Origin of the sequence: Bacillus sp. Marseille-P3661 (genome assembly GCF_900240995.1) — a bacterium.
Lineage (GTDB): Bacteria > Bacillota > Bacilli > Bacillales > Bacillaceae_J > OESV01.
The window spans coordinates 49,730-67,789 of record NZ_LT965955.1 but is presented as its reverse complement, the minus strand read 5'-3'; the positions used below and the strand labels follow the sequence as shown (position 1 = coordinate 67,789).

At 40.0% G+C, this 18,060-nt stretch carries 15 protein-coding genes, 3 rRNA genes and 1 other RNA gene; all 19 read left to right on the top strand.

Translation table 11 applies throughout. The features are described 5' to 3' along the window. Positions 1-234: 234 nt before the first annotated feature. Positions 235-765: a tRNA adenosine(34) deaminase TadA gene (gene tadA, locus C1724_RS17365; RefSeq protein WP_102348025.1), complete on the top strand. Its 531-nt coding sequence runs from the start codon at positions 235-237 to the stop codon at positions 763-765. Between the two features lie 75 nt (positions 766-840). Next, positions 841-1,105: signal recognition particle sRNA large type (gene ffs / locus C1724_RS17360), an RNA gene on the top strand. 195 nt (positions 1,106-1,300) lie between these two features. After that, on the top strand, positions 1,301-2,989 hold the full coding sequence (gene dnaX / locus C1724_RS17355; RefSeq protein ID WP_102348024.1) for a DNA polymerase III subunit gamma/tau: 1,689 nt from the start codon (positions 1,301-1,303) through the stop codon (positions 2,987-2,989). A 16-nt stretch (positions 2,990-3,005) separates the two neighbouring features. Next, positions 3,006-3,329, top strand: coding sequence for a YbaB/EbfC family nucleoid-associated protein (locus C1724_RS17350; protein ID WP_219723278.1), 324 nt, complete (start codon positions 3,006-3,008; stop codon positions 3,327-3,329). A 19-nt stretch (positions 3,330-3,348) separates the two neighbouring features. Continuing rightward, positions 3,349-3,945: a recombination mediator RecR gene (gene recR, locus C1724_RS17345; protein WP_102348022.1), complete on the top strand. Its 597-nt coding sequence runs from the start codon at positions 3,349-3,351 to the stop codon at positions 3,943-3,945. Positions 3,946-3,959: 14 nt separating this feature from the next. Next, positions 3,960-4,166 (top strand): YaaL family protein, encoded by a 207-nt coding sequence (locus C1724_RS17340; protein ID WP_102348021.1) that lies wholly within the window; start codon positions 3,960-3,962, stop codon positions 4,164-4,166. 93 nt (positions 4,167-4,259) lie between these two features. Beyond that, a complete protein-coding gene (locus C1724_RS17335) occupies positions 4,260-4,538 on the top strand; it encodes a pro-sigmaK processing inhibitor BofA family protein (protein WP_308410511.1) in 279 nt (92 codons plus the stop codon). A gap of 375 nt (positions 4,539-4,913) precedes the next feature. Beyond that, positions 4,914-6,463, top strand: a 16S ribosomal RNA gene (locus tag C1724_RS17330). 152 nt (positions 6,464-6,615) lie between these two features. Next, positions 6,616-9,552: ribosomal RNA gene (locus tag C1724_RS17325) — 23S ribosomal RNA — on the top strand. Positions 9,553-9,618: 66 nt separating this feature from the next. Beyond that, positions 9,619-9,735 (top strand): 5S ribosomal RNA (gene rrf, locus C1724_RS17320). The 16S, 23S and 5S rRNA genes sit together here, the layout of an rRNA operon. A 1,038-nt stretch (positions 9,736-10,773) precedes the next feature. Beyond that, positions 10,774-10,980, top strand: coding sequence for a sigma factor G inhibitor Gin (locus C1724_RS17310; RefSeq protein ID WP_102348018.1), 207 nt, complete (start codon positions 10,774-10,776; stop codon positions 10,978-10,980). A gap of 324 nt (positions 10,981-11,304) precedes the next feature. Beyond that, entirely contained in the window at positions 11,305-12,741 is a 1,437-nt protein-coding gene (locus tag C1724_RS17305; protein WP_102348017.1) for an aminotransferase class I/II-fold pyridoxal phosphate-dependent enzyme, read from the top strand. A gap of 112 nt (positions 12,742-12,853) precedes the next feature. Beyond that, complete coding sequence (gene tmk / locus C1724_RS17300) at positions 12,854-13,483, top strand: dTMP kinase (protein WP_102348016.1); 630 nt, start codon at positions 12,854-12,856, stop codon at positions 13,481-13,483. Between the two features lie 213 nt (positions 13,484-13,696). Then, complete coding sequence (gene holB / locus C1724_RS17295) at positions 13,697-14,686, top strand: DNA polymerase III subunit delta' (protein ID WP_102348015.1); 990 nt, start codon at positions 13,697-13,699, stop codon at positions 14,684-14,686. Positions 14,687-14,689: 3 nt separating this feature from the next. Further along, on the top strand, positions 14,690-15,505 hold the full coding sequence (locus C1724_RS17290; protein WP_102348014.1) for a PSP1 domain-containing protein: 816 nt from the start codon (positions 14,690-14,692) through the stop codon (positions 15,503-15,505). A gap of 26 nt (positions 15,506-15,531) precedes the next feature. Further along, positions 15,532-15,891 (top strand): DNA replication initiation control protein YabA, encoded by a 360-nt coding sequence (gene yabA / locus C1724_RS17285; protein WP_102348013.1) that lies wholly within the window; start codon positions 15,532-15,534, stop codon positions 15,889-15,891. 221 nt (positions 15,892-16,112) lie between these two features. Beyond that, positions 16,113-16,850, top strand: coding sequence for a tRNA1(Val) (adenine(37)-N6)-methyltransferase (locus C1724_RS17280; RefSeq protein WP_102348356.1), 738 nt, complete (start codon positions 16,113-16,115; stop codon positions 16,848-16,850). Further along, a complete protein-coding gene (locus tag C1724_RS17275) occupies positions 16,840-17,118 on the top strand; it encodes a GIY-YIG nuclease family protein (RefSeq protein WP_102348012.1) in 279 nt (92 codons plus the stop codon). The genes C1724_RS17280 and C1724_RS17275 overlap by 11 nt, the downstream gene beginning before the upstream one ends. Then, a complete protein-coding gene (gene rsmI / locus C1724_RS17270) occupies positions 17,115-18,008 on the top strand; it encodes a 16S rRNA (cytidine(1402)-2'-O)-methyltransferase (protein ID WP_374703472.1) in 894 nt (297 codons plus the stop codon). The genes C1724_RS17275 and rsmI overlap by 4 nt, the downstream gene beginning before the upstream one ends. The last annotated feature ends 52 nt before the right edge of the window (positions 18,009-18,060 follow it).

Below are 18,060 nucleotides of genomic sequence, written 5' to 3'. Positions count from 1 at the left end.
CCATATCGATAGGAAGGGCAACCTTTGTGGTATAGACAGCCTGTGAAACCCCGATTGACTCAAGAGCCTTTAGGTCCTCCCTTTAGGGACTAACCGTCAATGTCCCTGATGACGGAGGTTTCACTTTATATCTATGCAACCACTAATTTAATAAGCACAGATTTTCTTGCTTTTACTTTTAAGGCAATTCTCCTTTATAATGTAGAAAAGAACTAAACAGTTTGAGGGATTAGTATGGAAAATATGGATGAATATTTTATGAAACAAGCAATCTTAGAAGCAAAAAAGGCTGAAGAAATAGATGAAGTTCCAATTGGTGCTGTTATTGTTAAAGGCAATAAGATTATTGCAAAGGCGCATAATCTAAGGGAAACTGAACAACGGGCAATAGCACATGCTGAGTTGTTAGCAATTGACGCGGCTTGTAAGTCGGAAGATAGCTGGCGTCTTACGGACACAACCTTATATGTTACATTAGAACCGTGTTCGATGTGCTCTGGAGCAATTGTGCTATCGAGAATTGAACGCGTAGTATATGGTGCTAGTGATCCAAAAGGAGGATGTGCAGGTACTCTCATGAATTTGTTGCAGGATTCACGTTTTAACCATCAAGCTGAAGTTGTTAATGGTGTTTTGGCTGAAGAGTGTGGGGAATTATTGAGCAACTTTTTTCGTAGGTTAAGGGAGAAAAGAAAAGCTATGAAAAACAGCTTGCAAAAAAACGTTGTTAATTGCACTAACAATTACCATAGGTCTGACTGTTGATTTTTTAAACGAAACACTATATACTTGGTTATGCGTTAGTCAAATCGAAAAAAATTAAATATGTTCTCAAATTTGCCGTGCTAGGCGGGGAGGTAGCGGTGCCCTGTACTCGCAATCCGCTGTAGCGAGGCTGAATCCCTTCTCGAGGTTTGCTACCGTAAGGTCTGCCTTAAGTAAGTGGTGTTGACGTCTGGGTCCTACGCAACGGGAACCCATGAACCCTGTCAGGTCCGGAAGGAAGCAGCAGTAAGTGGACCATCCCGTGTGCCGTAGGGTTGCCTGGGCCGAGCTAACTGCTTAAGTAACGCTTATGGTAGCATTATCGACAGAAGGTGCACGGCAAATTTGAGGACATGTGAACAACTCATCTTAAATTAGGTGAGTTGTTTTTTTGCAATTCAGGAAAATATTGATTACACCGATCTTTCTATTATCCGCTCTACAGGTAACTTTGGAAAATTAACAGGCAATCAGGTATAATAGACTAGTATGTATATATTGAATTTTAGTTTATTAAAGAAGGAAGGTGTGGGAGATGGCTTATCAAGCATTATATAGGGTTTGGAGACCACAGGTTTTTCACGATGTTGTAGGCCAAGAACATATAACTAGAACACTACAAAATGCTCTTGTCCAAGAGAAATTCTCCCATGCTTATTTATTTTCAGGACCTCGTGGAACAGGTAAAACAAGTGCTGCCAAAATACTTGCCAAAGCAGTAAATTGTGAGAAAGCACCTGTTAGTGAGCCGTGTAACGAATGCGCCGCTTGTCGTGGCATAACAGATGGTTCCATTTCTGATGTGATTGAAATAGATGCTGCATCGAATAACGGTGTTGAAGAAATTCGGGATATTCGTGATAAGGTAAAATATGCGCCAAGTTCTGTACGTTATAAAGTCTACATAATAGATGAAGTGCATATGCTATCAATTGGAGCTTTTAATGCATTGTTAAAAACATTAGAAGAACCGCCGAAACATGTTATTTTTATTTTAGCAACGACTGAACAGCATAAGATACCTTTAACGATCATTTCGAGATGTCAGCGATTCGAGTTCAAAAGGATTTCACCTCGTTTTATGGTTGAACGTATGAAAGAAATTACAGATGCTCAACGAGTAACCCTTGAGGAAGGGGCCTTGCAGCTTATCGCTAAAGCAGCAGAAGGCGGTATGCGTGATGCGCTAAGTTTACTAGACCAGGCGATATCCTTTAGTGATGATAAAGTAACAACTGAAGATGTATTGTCAATTACAGGTGCAGTTTCACAAGGATTCTTAATTGAAGCCGCACAAGCTATATTAAATCGTGATGTAGTTCAAGCTCTTCATACAGTAGATCAATTAATAAACTTAGGTAAAGAGCCGAATCGTTTTATTGAAGATTTGATTTTTTACTTCCGTGATCTTTTGTTATACCAAACAGCACCACATTTAGAAGGGATGTTGGAACGAGCTGTTGTAGATGATCAATTTAAAAGCTTGTCGCAAGCTACCCCAGCGGATTTAATATATGGGATTATAGGTAAATTAAATGAGAGTCAACAAGAAATGAAGTGGACTAACCATCCCAAAATTTTTCTTGAATTGGCATTAGTGAATTTATGTCAATTAGAGTATTCTGGTGGTACTGGATCAAATCAAGAGATAGAAAGTCTCTTAAAACGAGTCACTGAATTAGAAACTGAGTTAGAAAAAGTAAAGAAACAAGGGATTACAGTTGGCTCTAGTTCTGAACAGTCCGCGGAAAAAGATAAAAAAGCAACTAAGGTAGCATCGAAACGATCTTTTAAAACACCTGTTGGTCCTATTAAAGAAATGTTAAAAGCAGCGTCAAAACAGGACTTGAATTTCGTTGCTAGTCAATGGGGGAGCTTTTTAAATAATTTAAAAAACAGAGAAATTGCTGCGCAGGCCATGTTGCTTGATGCTAAAGTAGTAGCTGCATCTAAAACAGCCTTTGTCCTAGCGTTTAAGCATGAATTTCATTGTCAGATGGCATCGAATAATAAGCGTGATATTATTGAATTGACCCTAAAAGAGACAGTAGGTTCAGAAATGCGGATGTTAGCGATAACCATTGAAGAGTGGGAAAAGATTAAGGAAGAGTTCATTCGCGATCAACGAAATGAAAGTAGTTCTGATGAGGTGCAAGAGGAAGACCCATTAATATCAGAAGCAAAAAAATTATTTGGTTCTGATCTTATAGAAATTAAAGATTAAAGGAGGTTTCACTATAATGCGTGGTGGAATGGGAAATATGAATAATATGATGAAACAGATGCAAAAGATGCAAAAGAAAATGCAACAATCACAGGAAGAACTAATGGCAATGGTTTTTGAAGGAACTGCAGGTGGCGGAATGGTTACAGTAACTGTATCAGGAGCAAAAGAAGTAAAAGAGGTTAAAATCAAGGAAGAGGTTGTCGATCCTGAGGATATTGAAATGCTCCAGGATTTAGTGTTAGCTGCAACAAATGATGCATTAAAAAAGGTTGATGAAAAAACAAATGAAACAATGGGACAATTTACAAAGGGAATGAATATCCCAGGGTTATTTTAATTAGAGAGGATATAATATAATGCATTACCCTGAACCAATTGCGAAGCTAATAGATAGCTTTATGAAATTGCCAGGTATCGGTCCTAAAACAGCCGTTCGTCTGGCCTTTTTTGTCTTAAAAATGAAAGAAGATGATGTTCTGGATTTTGGAAAAGCATTAGTTAATGCTAAACGGAACCTAAAGCATTGTTCTGTTTGTTTTAATATTACTGACAGGGATCCTTGTTCCATTTGTGATGATAACCATCGCGACCGAAGTGTCATTTGTATCGTGCAAGATCCTAAAGATGTAATAGCAATGGAAAAAATGAGAGAATATCATGGTTTATATCATGTCCTTCATGGGGCTATTTCGCCGATGGATGGGATAGGTCCCGAGGACATAAAGATTTCAGAACTTCTAAAAAGACTACAGGATGATGAAGTTAAAGAAATTATTCTAGCTACAAACCCAAATATCGAAGGTGAAGCTACTGCCATGTATATTTCACGTTTAGTAAAGCCAACGGGAATCCGAATTACAAGGATTGCCCATGGATTACCGGTTGGCGGTGATCTGGAATATGCTGACGAAGTGACATTATCTAAAGCGCTAGAAGGTAGACGTGAGCTCTAATCCGGGGGGATTTTATGTTCTTTCGCAGAAAAGGCAGACTTAATAAAACTATTGAAAATAATCTTTGGGAATTAATAACTAATCTTAAAGATGAATGGATGAGGAATAAAACGTTAGTTGAAAAAGCGGTAGAACCCTCAGAGGAACTACTATATTATTATAAATTAGCTGAAGTAAAGTATTTTTATATGGTTCGTGAGGCGAAAATCCGACAAAAGTAGCAGAGGTTTGTAAAACAACCTCTGTTCTTTTTTATATACTCCTTTCATAAAGATAAGTAATAAATGGGACAAAGTATGGAGGGTGGTATACAAGTGGACATTAATATGCTTGAGCCAGTAACAATTGTTGTTATGCTCGGAGGTTTAATAGGAATATTGCTTATATTAGGTGCTCCAATTAAACCCGTTAGAGTAGCAGGACAGGTACTAGTAAAAGTGATGGTCGGGGCTTTGGGATTATTTTTAATTAATTCGCTTGGAATGTTGGTAGATTTACATGTTCCGATAAATTTAGTAACAGCTGCTGTATCTGGGATATTGGGTATTCCAGGCATAATCGCTCTGTTTGCAATTGAACATATGATTTTATGATTTAACGAAATTTAGGTTTATATTTAATTCTTAACATATCTAGGTCCTTACTATTACTTTTAATAGTCTTGGCTTAGATATTTTTGTTTAAGTGGAAAAAGAGCAACGCAAACATATATAACTTTTTTTAAAAAAGTAAGTTGACTTTAATTAATGAAGGTGGTATATTATAAAAGTTGCTGTTACGAGGTATATATAATACACTTTGTAACGAGAAGAAGTATGTCGAAAAATGTTGACAAAACAAAAATGTTATAGTAACATAAATGATGTTACAAAAATGTTCTTTGAAAACTAAACAAAATGTCAAGCGTGCAAAACAAGTTGAACTCTAGTTCAACAACCAAGTCAGTTTAAGTTTGAGCAATCAAACCCTTTTCGGAGAGTTTGATCCTGGCTCAGGACGAACGCTGGCGGCGTGCCTAATACATGCAAGTCGAGCGGATGACGAGGAGCTTGCTCCTCTGATTCAGCGGCGGACGGGTGAGTAACACGTGGGCAACCTGCCTGTAAGACTGGGATAACTTCGGGAAACCGGAGCTAATACCGGATAATCTCTTGAACCACATGGTTTAAGAATAAAAGATGGTTTCGGCTATCACTTACAGATGGGCCCGCGGCGCATTAGCTAGTTGGTGAGGTAACGGCTCACCAAGGCGACGATGCGTAGCCGACCTGAGAGGGTGATCGGCCACACTGGGACTGAGACACGGCCCAGACTCCTACGGGAGGCAGCAGTAGGGAATCTTCCGCAATGGACGAAAGTCTGACGGAGCAACGCCGCGTGAGCGATGAAGGCCTTCGGGTCGTAAAGCTCTGTTGTTAGGGAAGAACACGTACCAGTTAACTGCTGGTACCTTGACGGTACCTAACCAGAAAGCCACGGCTAACTACGTGCCAGCAGCCGCGGTAATACGTAGGTGGCAAGCGTTGTCCGGAATTATTGGGCGTAAAGCGCGCGCAGGCGGTTTCTTAAGTCTGATGTGAAAGCCCCCGGCTCAACCGGGGAGGGTCATTGGAAACTGGGAAACTTGAGTGCAGAAGAGGAGAGTGGAATTCCACGTGTAGCGGTGAAATGCGTAGAGATGTGGAGGAACACCAGTGGCGAAGGCGACTCTCTGGTCTGTAACTGACGCTGAGGCGCGAAAGCGTGGGGAGCGAACAGGATTAGATACCCTGGTAGTCCACGCCGTAAACGATGAGTGCTAAGTGTTGGAGGGTTTCCGCCCTTCAGTGCTGCAGCTAACGCATTAAGCACTCCGCCTGGGGAGTACGGTCGCAAGACTGAAACTCAAAGGAATTGACGGGGGCCCGCACAAGCGGTGGAGCATGTGGTTTAATTCGAAGCAACGCGAAGAACCTTACCAGGTCTTGACATCCTCTGCTACTTCTAGAGATAGAAGGTTCCCCTTCGGGGGACAGAGTGACAGGTGGTGCATGGTTGTCGTCAGCTCGTGTCGTGAGATGTTGGGTTAAGTCCCGCAACGAGCGCAACCCTTGTCCTTAGTTGCCAGCATTCAGTTGGGCACTCTAAGGAGACTGCCGGTGACAAACCGGAGGAAGGTGGGGATGACGTCAAATCATCATGCCCCTTATGACCTGGGCTACACACGTGCTACAATGGATGGTACAAAGGGTTGCTAAGCCGCGAGGCCTGAGCCAATCCCATAAAGCCATTCTCAGTTCGGATTGTAGGCTGCAACTCGCCTACATGAAGCTGGAATCGCTAGTAATCGCGGATCAGCATGCCGCGGTGAATACGTTCCCGGGCCTTGTACACACCGCCCGTCACACCACGAGAGTTTGTAACACCCGAAGTCGGTGGGGTAACCTTTTGGAGCCAGCCGCCTAAGGTGGGACAGATGATTGGGGTGAAGTCGTAACAAGGTAGCCGTATCGGAAGGTGCGGCTGGATCACCTCCTTTCTAAGGAAGAATTACGAAGACGCGCTTAGACATTTTGTTTAGTTTTGAGAGAGCATTCTCTCTATATTGTTCTTTGAAAACTAGATAGCAATAACATTCATATTTACTGTAGAAAAGTTCTTATTAAAATCTTGATGATTAAGATCATCTTAGGTTAAGTGAATAAGGGCGCACGGTGAATGCCTTGGCACTAGGAGCCGATGAAGGACGGGACTAACACCGATATGCTTCGGGGAGCTGTAAGTAAGCTTTGATCCGGAGATTTCCGAATGGGGAAACCCACTGTTCGTAATGGAACAGGATCTATACCTGAATACATAGGGTACTGAAGGCAGACCCGGGGAACTGAAACATCTAAGTACCCGGAGGAAGAGAAAGCAAACGCGATTTCCTGAGTAGCGGCGAGCGAAACGGAAGAAGCCCAAACCAAGAGGCTTGCCTCTTGGGGTTGTAGGACACTCTATACGGAGTTACAAAGGAACGAAGTAGGTGAATTGGTTTGGAAAGACCAGCCGAAGAAGGTAACAGCCCTGTAGCTGAAACTTCGTTCTCTCTTGAGTGGATCCTGAGTACGGCGGGACACGTGAAATCCCGTCGGAAGCTGGGAGGACCATCTCCCAAGGCTAAATACTCCCTAGTGACCGATAGTGAACCAGTACCGTGAGGGAAAGGTGAAAAGCACCCCGGAAGGGGAGTGAAAGAGATCCTGAAACCGTGTGCCTACAAGTAGTTGGAGCCCATTTATGGGTGACAGCGTGCCTTTTGTAGAATGAACCGGCGAGTTACGATCCCGTGCAAGGTTAAGTCGAAGAGACGGAGCCGCAGCGAAAGCGAGTCTGAATAGGGCGATTGTAGTACGTGGTCGTAGACCCGAAACCAGGTGATCTACCCATGTCCAGGGTGAAGTCCAGGTAACACTGGATGGAGGCCCGAACCCACGCACGTTGAAAAGTGCGGGGATGAGGTGTGGGTAGCGGAGAAATTCCAATCGAACTTGGAGATAGCTGGTTCTCCCCGAAATAGCTTTAGGGCTAGCCTTAAGGTAAGAGTCTTGGAGGTAGAGCACTGATTGGACTAGGGGCCCCCATCGGGTTACCGAATTCAGTCAAACTCCGAATGCCAAAGACTTATCCTTAGGAGTCAGACTACGAGTGATAAGGTCCGTGGTCAAGAGGGAAACAGCCCAGATCACCAGCTAAGGTCCCAAAGTATACGTTAAGTGGCAAAGGATGTGGAGTTGCTTAGACAACCAGGATGTTGGCTTAGAAGCAGCCACCATTTAAAGAGTGCGTAATAGCTCACTGGTCGAGTGACTCTGCGCCGAAAATGTAACGGGGCTAAACGTATCACCGAAGCTGTGGATTGACACTTACGTGTCAGTGGTAGGGGAGCGTTCTAAGGGCTTTGAAGCTAGACCGGAAGGACTAGTGGAGCGCTTAGAAGTGAGAATGCCGGTGTGAGTAGCGAAAAGACAAGTGAGAATCTTGTCCATCGAAAGCCTAAGGTTTCCTGAGGAAGGCTCGTCCGCTCAGGGTTAGTCGGGACCTAAGCCGAGGCCGAAAGGCGTAGGCGATGGCCAACAGGTTGATATTCCTGTACCACCTCTTTACCGTTTGAGCAATGGAGGGACGCAGGAGGATAGGGTAAGCGCGCTGTTGGATATGCGCGTCCAAGCAGTTAGGCTGGTAAGTAGGCAAATCCGCTTACCACATAAGCTGAGCTGTGATGGCGAGGGAAATATAGTACCGAAGTTCCTGATTCCACACTGCCAAGAAAAGCTTCTAGCGAGGTAGAAGGTGCCCGTACCGCAAACCGACACAGGTAGGCGAGGAGAGAATCCTAAGATGCGCGAGAGAACTCTCGTTAAGGAACTCGGCAAAATGACCCCGTAACTTCGGGAGAAGGGGTGCTCTGATAGCGTGCAAGCGCGAGAGAGCCGCAGTGAATAGGCCCAAGCGACTGTTTAGCAAAAACACAGGTCTCTGCGAAGCCGCAAGGCGAAGTATAGGGGCTGACACCTGCCCGGTGCTGGAAGGTTAAGAGGAGAGGTTATCCTTTTCGGAGAAGCTTTGAATCGAAGCCCCAGTAAACGGCGGCCGTAACTATAACGGTCCTAAGGTAGCGAAATTCCTTGTCAGGTAAGTTCTGACCCGCACGAAAGGTGTAACGATTTGGGCACTGTCTCAACGAGAGACTCGGTGAAATCATAGTACCTGTGAAGATGCAGGTTACCCGCGACAGGACGGAAAGACCCCGTGGAGCTTTACTGCAACCTGATATTGAATTTTGGTACAGCTTGTACAGGATAGGTAGGAGCCTGAGAAGCCGGAGCGCCAGCTTCGGTGGAGGCATCGGTGGGATACTACCCTGGCTGTATTGAAATTCTAACCCGCGCCCCTGATCGGGGCGGGAGACAGTGTCAGGTGGGCAGTTTGACTGGGGCGGTCGCCTCCTAAAGAGTAACGGAGGCGCCCAAAGGTTCCCTCAGAATGGTTGGAAATCATTCGTAGAGTGTAAAGGCACAAGGGAGCTTGACTGCGAGACCTACAAGTCGAGCAGGGACGAAAGTCGGGCTTAGTGATCCGGTGGTTCCGCATGGAAGGGCCATCGCTCAACGGATAAAAGCTACCCCGGGGATAACAGGCTTATCTCCCCCAAGAGTCCACATCGACGGGGAGGTTTGGCACCTCGATGTCGGCTCATCGCATCCTGGGGCTGTAGTCGGTCCCAAGGGTTGGGCTGTTCGCCCATTAAAGCGGTACGCGAGCTGGGTTCAGAACGTCGTGAGACAGTTCGGTCCCTATCCGTCGTGGGCGTCGGAAATTTGAGAGGAGCTGTCCTTAGTACGAGAGGACCGGGATGGACACACCGCTGGTGTACCAGTTGTTCTGCCAAGAGCATCGCTGGGTAGCTATGTGTGGACGGGATAAGTGCTGAAAGCATCTAAGCATGAAGCCCCCCTCAAGATGAGATTTCCCATTACTTTAAGTAAGTAAGATCCCTCAGAGATGATGAGGTAGATAGGTTCGAGGTGGAAGCATGGCGACATGTGGAGCTGACGAATACTAATCGATCGAGGACTTAACCAAAATACTACAGTTGAATATGAATGCTTGTTATCTAGTTTTGAGGGAACAATCCTCAAATATAATATGTTTGGTGACGATAGCGAAGAGGTCACACCCGTTCCCATTCCGAACACGGAAGTTAAGCTCTTCAGCGCCGATGGTAGTTGGGGGCTGTCCCCCTGTGAGAGTAGGACGTTGCCAAGCAAAAACAAGGAGTAGCAGAGATGCTGCTCTTTTTTGCATATTAAGAGATGAATTAAACTGGAAGGTCCTTTGGAATAAGGCAATATTTAAATCCGAGGGTTGTGAGGAGCAAGGAGATCAAGGAAACAAACGAGAGAGAACCGGAGGTATTATATATACATCAGCTGAGGACTGAACGAGTGCGGGTGTGACGCAGAGCAGAGATCCGCCGCTCATCGCAAGTCGAGGTAAGAGCAGGGAAGATAATCTTAAGCGCTGATGGTGGATGGGTGCTGCTCCCTGTGAAAGTAAGGACCCATGCAAGATCAGAGTAACAGAAATGCTGCTTTTTATATGCACGAAAAGCAATCGTATAAGAACTTAATACAGGAGATGAAACGTGAAGAGGAAGAAACATAGCTGAGAAAACCCTTAAATAATGCTGATGAAGGGCTTAAAAGGAAAGGAAATCCCTGCATTGATTGATGTGCATATAGTTGAGTAATAAGAAAGAGGGTTTCCATTATAAAAGTTATTATCAAAAATTGCTTAGAAGAAGAATAAAATAGTGCTAGTATTTGTAAATCAAATCAGCCAGTTTTGGATGAGGATATGCAAGTGAATAAAACTAATACCAAGTCCCGAAAGCTTGAGCATTTCGCTGTAGTATGTAGTAATAAGGCAGGAACATATAAAGAGTGCAAACAGCCAAGTCCCCTGAATTTTCTACACCTAAAATCTAAACTACGTATATATATTAATTCAGCAGAACTCTGTAAGTTATTAGATATTTCTAAAGACTTTAATAAAAAGCATAGTCAGTAAATTGATTTTTTATTTTACGTAATTTAATCGTTTTTTAATGTGTACAGACACAAATAAACGATTAGTTCATACAATATCAATACTAGAGGTTAATTTACTCATTATGTCCAATGATATTAACCATAATAGGCTGTATATATATAGATCTAATAAATTATTAATATTTAAAGTTTCGTTTCCGTCTGGTATAGAACACAAAATATATGGCAATACTTTAGGATGGAGGTGGACTGGATGGAATCTAGTAATATTAAAAAAGCGGTTGGGGAAACATGTGTGATTTGTGAGGAAACAAAGGAAAGAGGAATACATTTATATAACCAGTTTATATGCTGTGATTGTGAAACAGAGATTGTTGCAACAGAAACTAATGACGAAAAATACAATTATTATTTAAACCAAATGCGGAAGTTATCTCAACCTATCGTAGATATTAAATAACTAAGATCTACAGGGGTGCTTTGGTGTTATTTAAAGTCAAAGTTAACTAGATTTGTATAAGAAATTGTAATAAATTTAATGATCAAGTAAACAATATTTAAATAAGAGTATTAAATATTATAAAAGTCCTGTGGGGGCTTTTTTAATTTTAACTTTTAAAATATATAAAGGTATATTCGGAGCATTACCTTATCTATTTTACTATGGTTAACTTAATATTTATTTATACACTTACATAAAGTACTTTACGAATAGTTTGAATGAAACATTTTTATCCAGTAAAATAAGTGGGTAAAGACTTTCAGATGAGGACGAGATTGTAAGATGAACCAGAAGGAACTGCCATTATATAATGCATTGATTAATCATATAGATAAAAAACCGATATCATTTCATGTACCTGGTCATAAATATGGGAATGTGTTTCCAAAGGTTGAACCGAATGTATTTAGAAACTTACTTCAAATTGATGATACAGAGATTACTGGTTTAGATGACTTACATTCTCCCGAGGGTGTAATCCAGGCATCTCAACAGCTTACTGCGGATTATTTTAATGTGTTGAGTAGTTATTATTTAGTTGGCGGTAGTACAGCTGGTAATTTAGCTGCTATTTTAGCTGTTTGTGAACAAGGAGATACAGTGATGGTGCAGCGAAATTGTCATAAGTCTGTTGTACATGGATTAATGTTAGCAAACGTTAATCCTATTTTTCTAGCACCAGAATATGATGTTGATGGCCTGTTTTCGACAAATGTTTCACGTGAAACATTTTGTCGAGCATTGGAGAAATTTCCTGAAACAAAAGCAATTATTTTGACGTCTCCTAATTATTATGGTGCAGTGGGGAATGAACTTTCAAAGATAATAACAACTGCGCATTCCTATGACATTCCAGTAATCATAGATGAGGCACATGGCGCGCATTTAAAAATAGGTGAACCATTTCCGATGTCAGCAATAACTCTTGGAGCAGATATCATTGTACAATCTGCACATAAAACATTACCAGCAATGACTATGGGGTCTTTTTTACATATTAATAGTCCGAGAGTTGATCGAGATAAGGTTCAATACTATTTACAAGTAATACAGTCTAGTAGTCCATCGTATCCAATTATGGCGTCTTTAGAGTTAGCAAGGTACTATTTGTCAACTATTAGTGAAAAGGAAAAAACCGAGATCGTAGAGAGCATAAACGAATTTCGAAGTAAGCTATCTTTGATCAAGGAAATTAAAGTGATAAACGATGAAAGTAAAGATTATAAATTTGATTTACTAAAGCTGACGATTCAATCGATCTGCTCATTAAATGGCTATGAATTACAAAAACAATTAGAACGTGAACACATATATACTGAATTAGCTGATCCAATGAATGTCTTGCTCGTTCTTCCACTAGATCGTTTGGACAATATAGATAATATCATTACCAAAATAGGAAAAGTAGTCCACGGAAGAAAGATTATGTCTAATTCTGTTGAACCAATTGTCATGGAAAAATCAAAAATATCGACATTATCTTTATCGTTTAATAGCATGAAACAATATCCGAAAACAAGGGTAAAGATAAAAGAAACAGTAGGTGAGATTGCTGCGGAATCAATTATACCTTATCCGCCGGGCATTCCCATTTTATTGCCTGGTGAGTTAATAACCAAAGGACATATTGATCAAATACTAGAATTAAAAGAGGCAGGAGCTCGTTTTCAGAATGGTAATGAAATTTGGGATGCAGGTATTGAAATTTTTAGAATATAAGTAATCTTACTAATAGTAATGTAGCTAGAGTTTTACTAGTGGTCTAAATGTTGGAAACTACCATTGAGTAACAGTAATGATATATTATTTAGCATGAAAAGGAGAACTAATCTTGAAAAAAGGCTATTTTATTACATTTGAAGGCCCAGAGGGGGCTGGAAAGTCTACAATCATATCGTTAATAAACAAACACCTCGAGCAAAAAGGAATGGCAACAACATTAACTAGGGAACCTGGCGGAATAGAGATTGCTGAAAAAATCCGATCGGTTATTCTAGACAAAAACCATACCGTAATGGATGGCCGCACGGAAGCATTACTTTATGCTGCAGCAAGAAGACAACATCTTGTTGAGAAAATAATACCTTCCTTAAATAATGGGAAAGTTGTACTTTGTGATCGATTTATAGATAGTAGTTTAGCCTACCAAGGCTTCGCAAGAGGATTAGGTATGGAGGAAGTGTATTCTATTAATAAGTTTGCAATTGATGAATATATGCCTGATTTAACCATCTATTTAGATGTTAGTCCACAGGTAGGTATAGATCGAATAAATAAAGATGTCAATCGGGAAATTAACAGAATTGACCTAGAAACAATTGATTTTCATAATAGAGTCCGTGAAGGGTATATGAGACTCGTAAAAAAGTATAAAAATCGTATTATTTTAATTAATGCTGAACAGAATCAATCAAGCGTTTTGACAGAAGTAACAAAGCTAATCGATGCAAAGTTAAATTAATTACTACTTCAAATAGTTAAAACTTCTCAATATATAGTAGAATATTTTAGATTCAACCATCTATATGTGGTATTTCTAAAGTAATTATAAGAGAAACATGTTATAATATAATCTAAGACCTCTTTCTAGGATTTATACAAATGATCGTTGATAGACGAATGTAGTCCTTCCAGCTGAATCATTTCTCAATTACAGAAAAGTGGTGATTTCTAAGTGGTATCTTGGAGGGAGTTATCAAAAACACAGCCTAACGTTGTTAAAATGCTGACAAATAGTATAAGTAAAGATCGAATCGCACATGCTTATTTATTTGAAGGTGGCCGGGGTACGGGCAAGAAGGATATCGGCAAGCAATTTGCCAAAAGTTTTTTTTGCAATCAACTAGAAAATGTTGAACCATGTAATGTTTGTACGAATTGTCGAAGAATAGACTCTGGAAATCACCCAGATGTTCATATATTATCTCCAGATGGCCTTTCACTGAAAAAGGAACAAATTAAAGATTTACAAAAAGAATTTTCAAAAAAAAGTGTAGAGACGAAAGGGAAAGTATATATTGTAGAGCATGCTGATAAAATGACAACGCAAGCAGCGAATAGCTTGCTGAAATTTCTGGAAGAACCGAGCCAGCAGACAGTTGCAATTTTGTTAACTGAACAGGTACAGCAAATGCTGCCAACAATTTTATCCAGGTGCCAAATATTAAATTTTAAGCCGTTAACTCCTGAACTATTATTGGAAAAGTTAATAGAAGAGAATGCCCCAGAACATTTAGCGAGAATTGTTGCCTCTCTTACCAATAATATTACTGAAGCATTGACGATTATTTCCGATGATTGGTTTGCACAAGCCCGAAGTATAGTGATAAAATTAAATGAGGTTCTTCTAAAACGGGGCAACCACGTATTACTATTTTTACATGAGCAGTGGCTTTCTCATTTTAAAGAGAAAGAACAACTCAGTATGGGACTAGATTTATTACTAGTATGGATAAAAGATATACTAAATATCCAGATTGGTGAAGAAAAGAATATAGTTTTTATAGATCAGAAGGAATTACTTGAGGCGCAGTCTTTACGATTATCTCAGATGCAGATTACACAGCAGTTAGCTGCTGTTTTAGATTCGAAAAGACGACTGAATGCTAATGTAAATCCTTCACTATTAATGGAGCAACTAGCAATAAAGTTGCAGGAGGGATAATGCTTGTATGAAGTAGTAGGAGTCCGTTTTAAAAAAGCGGGTAAAATATATTATTTTGATCCGGGAGATTTTAAAATTCCTGAGGGAACCTATGTCATAGTAGAAACGGTTCGCGGCATTGAGTTCGGAAAGGTAGTTATTACACATAAAAAGGTGGACGAAAATGATATTGTTCTTCCTCTTAAGAAAGTGATTCGACTTGCGGATGAAAAGGATATTCTTACTGTTAATGAAAACAGGAAAGAAGCAAAAGAAGCGTATGAGTTATGCACTGCAAAGGTTACAGAGCATGCTTTAGATATGAAACTTGTTGATGTAGAATATACCTTTGATCGCAATAAAATTATTTTTTATTTTACGGCCGATGGGCGTGTTGATTTTCGTGAACTAGTAAAAGATTTAGCATCCATTTTTAGGACGAGAATTGAACTTAGACAAATTGGCGTTCGCGATGAAGCTAAGATGCTAGGTGGAATTGGGCCATGTGGAAGAATGCTCTGTTGCTCTACTTTTCTAGGTGACTTTGATCCTGTATCAATAAAGATGGCAAAGGATCAAAACTTATCACTAAATCCAGCCAAAATTTCTGGATTATGCGGACGACTAATGTGCTGCCTAAAATATGAGAACGATGATTACGAGACTGCAAAAGCAGAGCTACCGGATTTAGGAGAACCAATTGTAACACCACAAGGCAACGGAACGGTTGTTGGATTGAATATTTTAGAACGTGTTGTTCAGATTGAAATCCAAGAGTTAGAGCGGGTAGTTGAATACACGATTGATGAGTTAATAGAAAAAGGTACCGTGTCATTTTAGCCGCAGAACAATTGAGGTGGAATACGGTGGAAAAAAAGCAATTATTTGATCAAGCTATTAATATGGAAGAACAAATAGGCGAATTGTATAAACAATTGGTTGAATTCAAAGCTCATTTAGCCGAGCTATTAGAAGAAAATCACCAATTAAAGATGGAAAACCATCACTTAAGACAACGGTTAGAAAAAGAAGAAGAGTTGCCACCAAGAAAAAACACTCATCAAAAGACTACAAAGAAAGAAAAGTCAAATGTGGATGTAGGTGAAGGGTATGATAACCTTGCCCGACTTTACCAAGAAGGTTTCCATATTTGTAATGTACATTATGGTAGTTTACGGACAGATGGAGATTGCTTATTCTGCTTATCTTTTTTAAATAAGAAATAAAACTTCCATCGGTTCCGTATCGATTCATATCACAATGATTATACTCTTTAAAAATAATTACAATTACTAGTGCCTTTCCTTTTACAAGGAAAGGTTTTTTAACACATTAAAATGGGAATGGTAAGAAAGAAACTGTTTTAATAATGTTAAGTTATTTACATATGTCTATGAATATAAAATGAATTTTAACTATTAAGTGTTTTTGAAAGGGAAAAATAATGATTGAATTAAGAGAAGATGAACGTTTGGATTATTTACTAGATGAGAGAATGAGAATTGTTCAAAGTCCATCAGTTTTTGCATTTTCACTAGATGCAGTTTTGTTAGCGGATTTTGTATACGTACCAATTCAAAAGGGAAAACTGCTTGACCTTTGTACAGGAAATGCAGTAATTCCTTTACTTTTAAGCGAGCGAACAAAAGGAACAATATTGGGTGTTGAAATACAAGAGCGTCTTTTTGATATGGCACTCCGAAGTATTGCAGTCAATAATCTAGACGATAGGATATCAGTTATGCATGGTGATCTTAAGGATATGCCGTTGCAATTAGGGCATAATCAGTTTGATGTTGTTACATGCAATCCACCTTATTTTCCAACTCCAAGTAAAGAGGAATATAATGAAAACCCTCATTTAGCTATTGCACGTCATGAAATATACTGTACCCTAGAAGATGTTGTTCGGGTATGTAGTCAGTTAGTTCGCCAAGGTGGGAAAGTTGCATTTGTGCATCGCCCAGGACGCCTTGTTGATATTATTACGTTAATGCGAACATATAAAATTGAACCGAAACGGCTAAGGTTTGTGTATCCTAAGGTTGGCAAAGAGGCGAACACTTTATTAATTGAAGGAATAAAGCACGGCAAACCTGATTTAAAAATTTTACCCCCTTTATATGTGTATAATGAAGATAATCAGTACACAGAGGAGATGCATCAAATTTTGTATGGAAAATAATAAGCATTATATTTACATATTAGAGTGCAATGATGGAACGTATTACACTGGTTATACAAATAACTTAGAAAAAAGATTAGACAAACACCAATCAGGTAAGGGCGCAAAGTATACAAGGGGACGGATACCCGTTAAGTTGATTTATTCCCGCTCATTCAATTCTAAGACAGCAGCAATGCAAGAAGAATATCGCATTAAACAATTAACGAGACATCAAAAGGAACAATACGTCAACTTGAATAATGATAAAGAGGAGAATGTTTTGTGATCAGGCAGCAAAAAAGCTTTAATCGGGGCAGTAAGGGGGCCTTATATTTAGTACCAACTCCAATTGGCAATCTTGAAGATATGACATTTCGTGCAATTCGTATTTTAAAAGAAGTTGATCTAATTGCCGCGGAGGATACACGTCAAACAAAGAAATTACTTAACCATTTTGAAATAGACACTCCTTTAACAAGCTATTATGAACATAATAAACGTGAGAGTGGCAAGCGACTTATTCAAGCGATTGAAGAAGAAGAAAAAACAATAGCACTTGTAAGTGATGCGGGGATGCCTGCTATATCTGATCCAGGCTATGATTTGGTTGTTGAAGCATTAGCAAAAGATATATCTGTCATTCCTTTACCTGGTGCTAATGCAGCGTTAACAGCACTTGTTGCCTCTGGTCTGCCTACGGATCATTTTTACTTTCATGGTTTTTTACCTCGTGGAAAAAAAGAGAGGAAAGAGCAGCTCCAAAGTTTAAAATTACTGCAGATGCCCATTATTTTTTACGAAGCACCTCATCGATTGAAAGAAACATTAAAAGCAATTCAAGAAGTATGGGGTGATAGAGAAATTGTTCTATCAAGAGAACTCACCAAAAAATTTGAGGAATTTATACGTGGTACAGTAAACGAAGCATTACAATGGTCTGAGCAAGGTGAAGTAAGAGGTGAATTTTGTTTAATTGTAGGAGGTGCAGCTGAGCATGATCTTACAAAAGATGACAATAGTTGGTGGAGCCATTTATCGGTAAAAAACCATGTCGAATTTTATATAGAAGAAAAGGGGCTTAAATCTAAGGATGCTATTAAAAAAGCAGCGGATGATCGTGGCGTACCAAAAAGGGATGTATACCAAGCTTATCATATAGAAACGGACGATGCGTGAAACTAGTACACTAATGTGTCTAGTTTTTTTTTGTCTCAAGTGAGCTATAATA

Bases quoted from the DNA above. Each gene is read 5' to 3' on its own strand.
- tadA (WP_102348025.1), top strand. From the start codon at position 235: ATGGAAAATATGGATGAATATTTTATGAAACAAGCAATCTTAGAAGCA.
- dnaX (WP_102348024.1), top strand. From the start codon at position 1,301: ATGGCTTATCAAGCATTATATAGGGTTTGGAGACCACAGGTTTTTCAC.
- C1724_RS17350 (WP_219723278.1), top strand. From the start codon at position 3,006: ATGCGTGGTGGAATGGGAAATATGAATAATATGATGAAACAGATGCAA.
- recR (WP_102348022.1), top strand. From the start codon at position 3,349: ATGCATTACCCTGAACCAATTGCGAAGCTAATAGATAGCTTTATGAAA.
- C1724_RS17340 (WP_102348021.1), top strand. From the start codon at position 3,960: ATGTTCTTTCGCAGAAAAGGCAGACTTAATAAAACTATTGAAAATAAT.
- C1724_RS17310 (WP_102348018.1), top strand. From the start codon at position 10,774: ATGGAATCTAGTAATATTAAAAAAGCGGTTGGGGAAACATGTGTGATT.
- C1724_RS17305 (WP_102348017.1), top strand. From the start codon at position 11,305: ATGAACCAGAAGGAACTGCCATTATATAATGCATTGATTAATCATATA.
- C1724_RS17275 (WP_102348012.1), top strand. From the start codon at position 16,840: ATGGAAAATAATAAGCATTATATTTACATATTAGAGTGCAATGATGGA.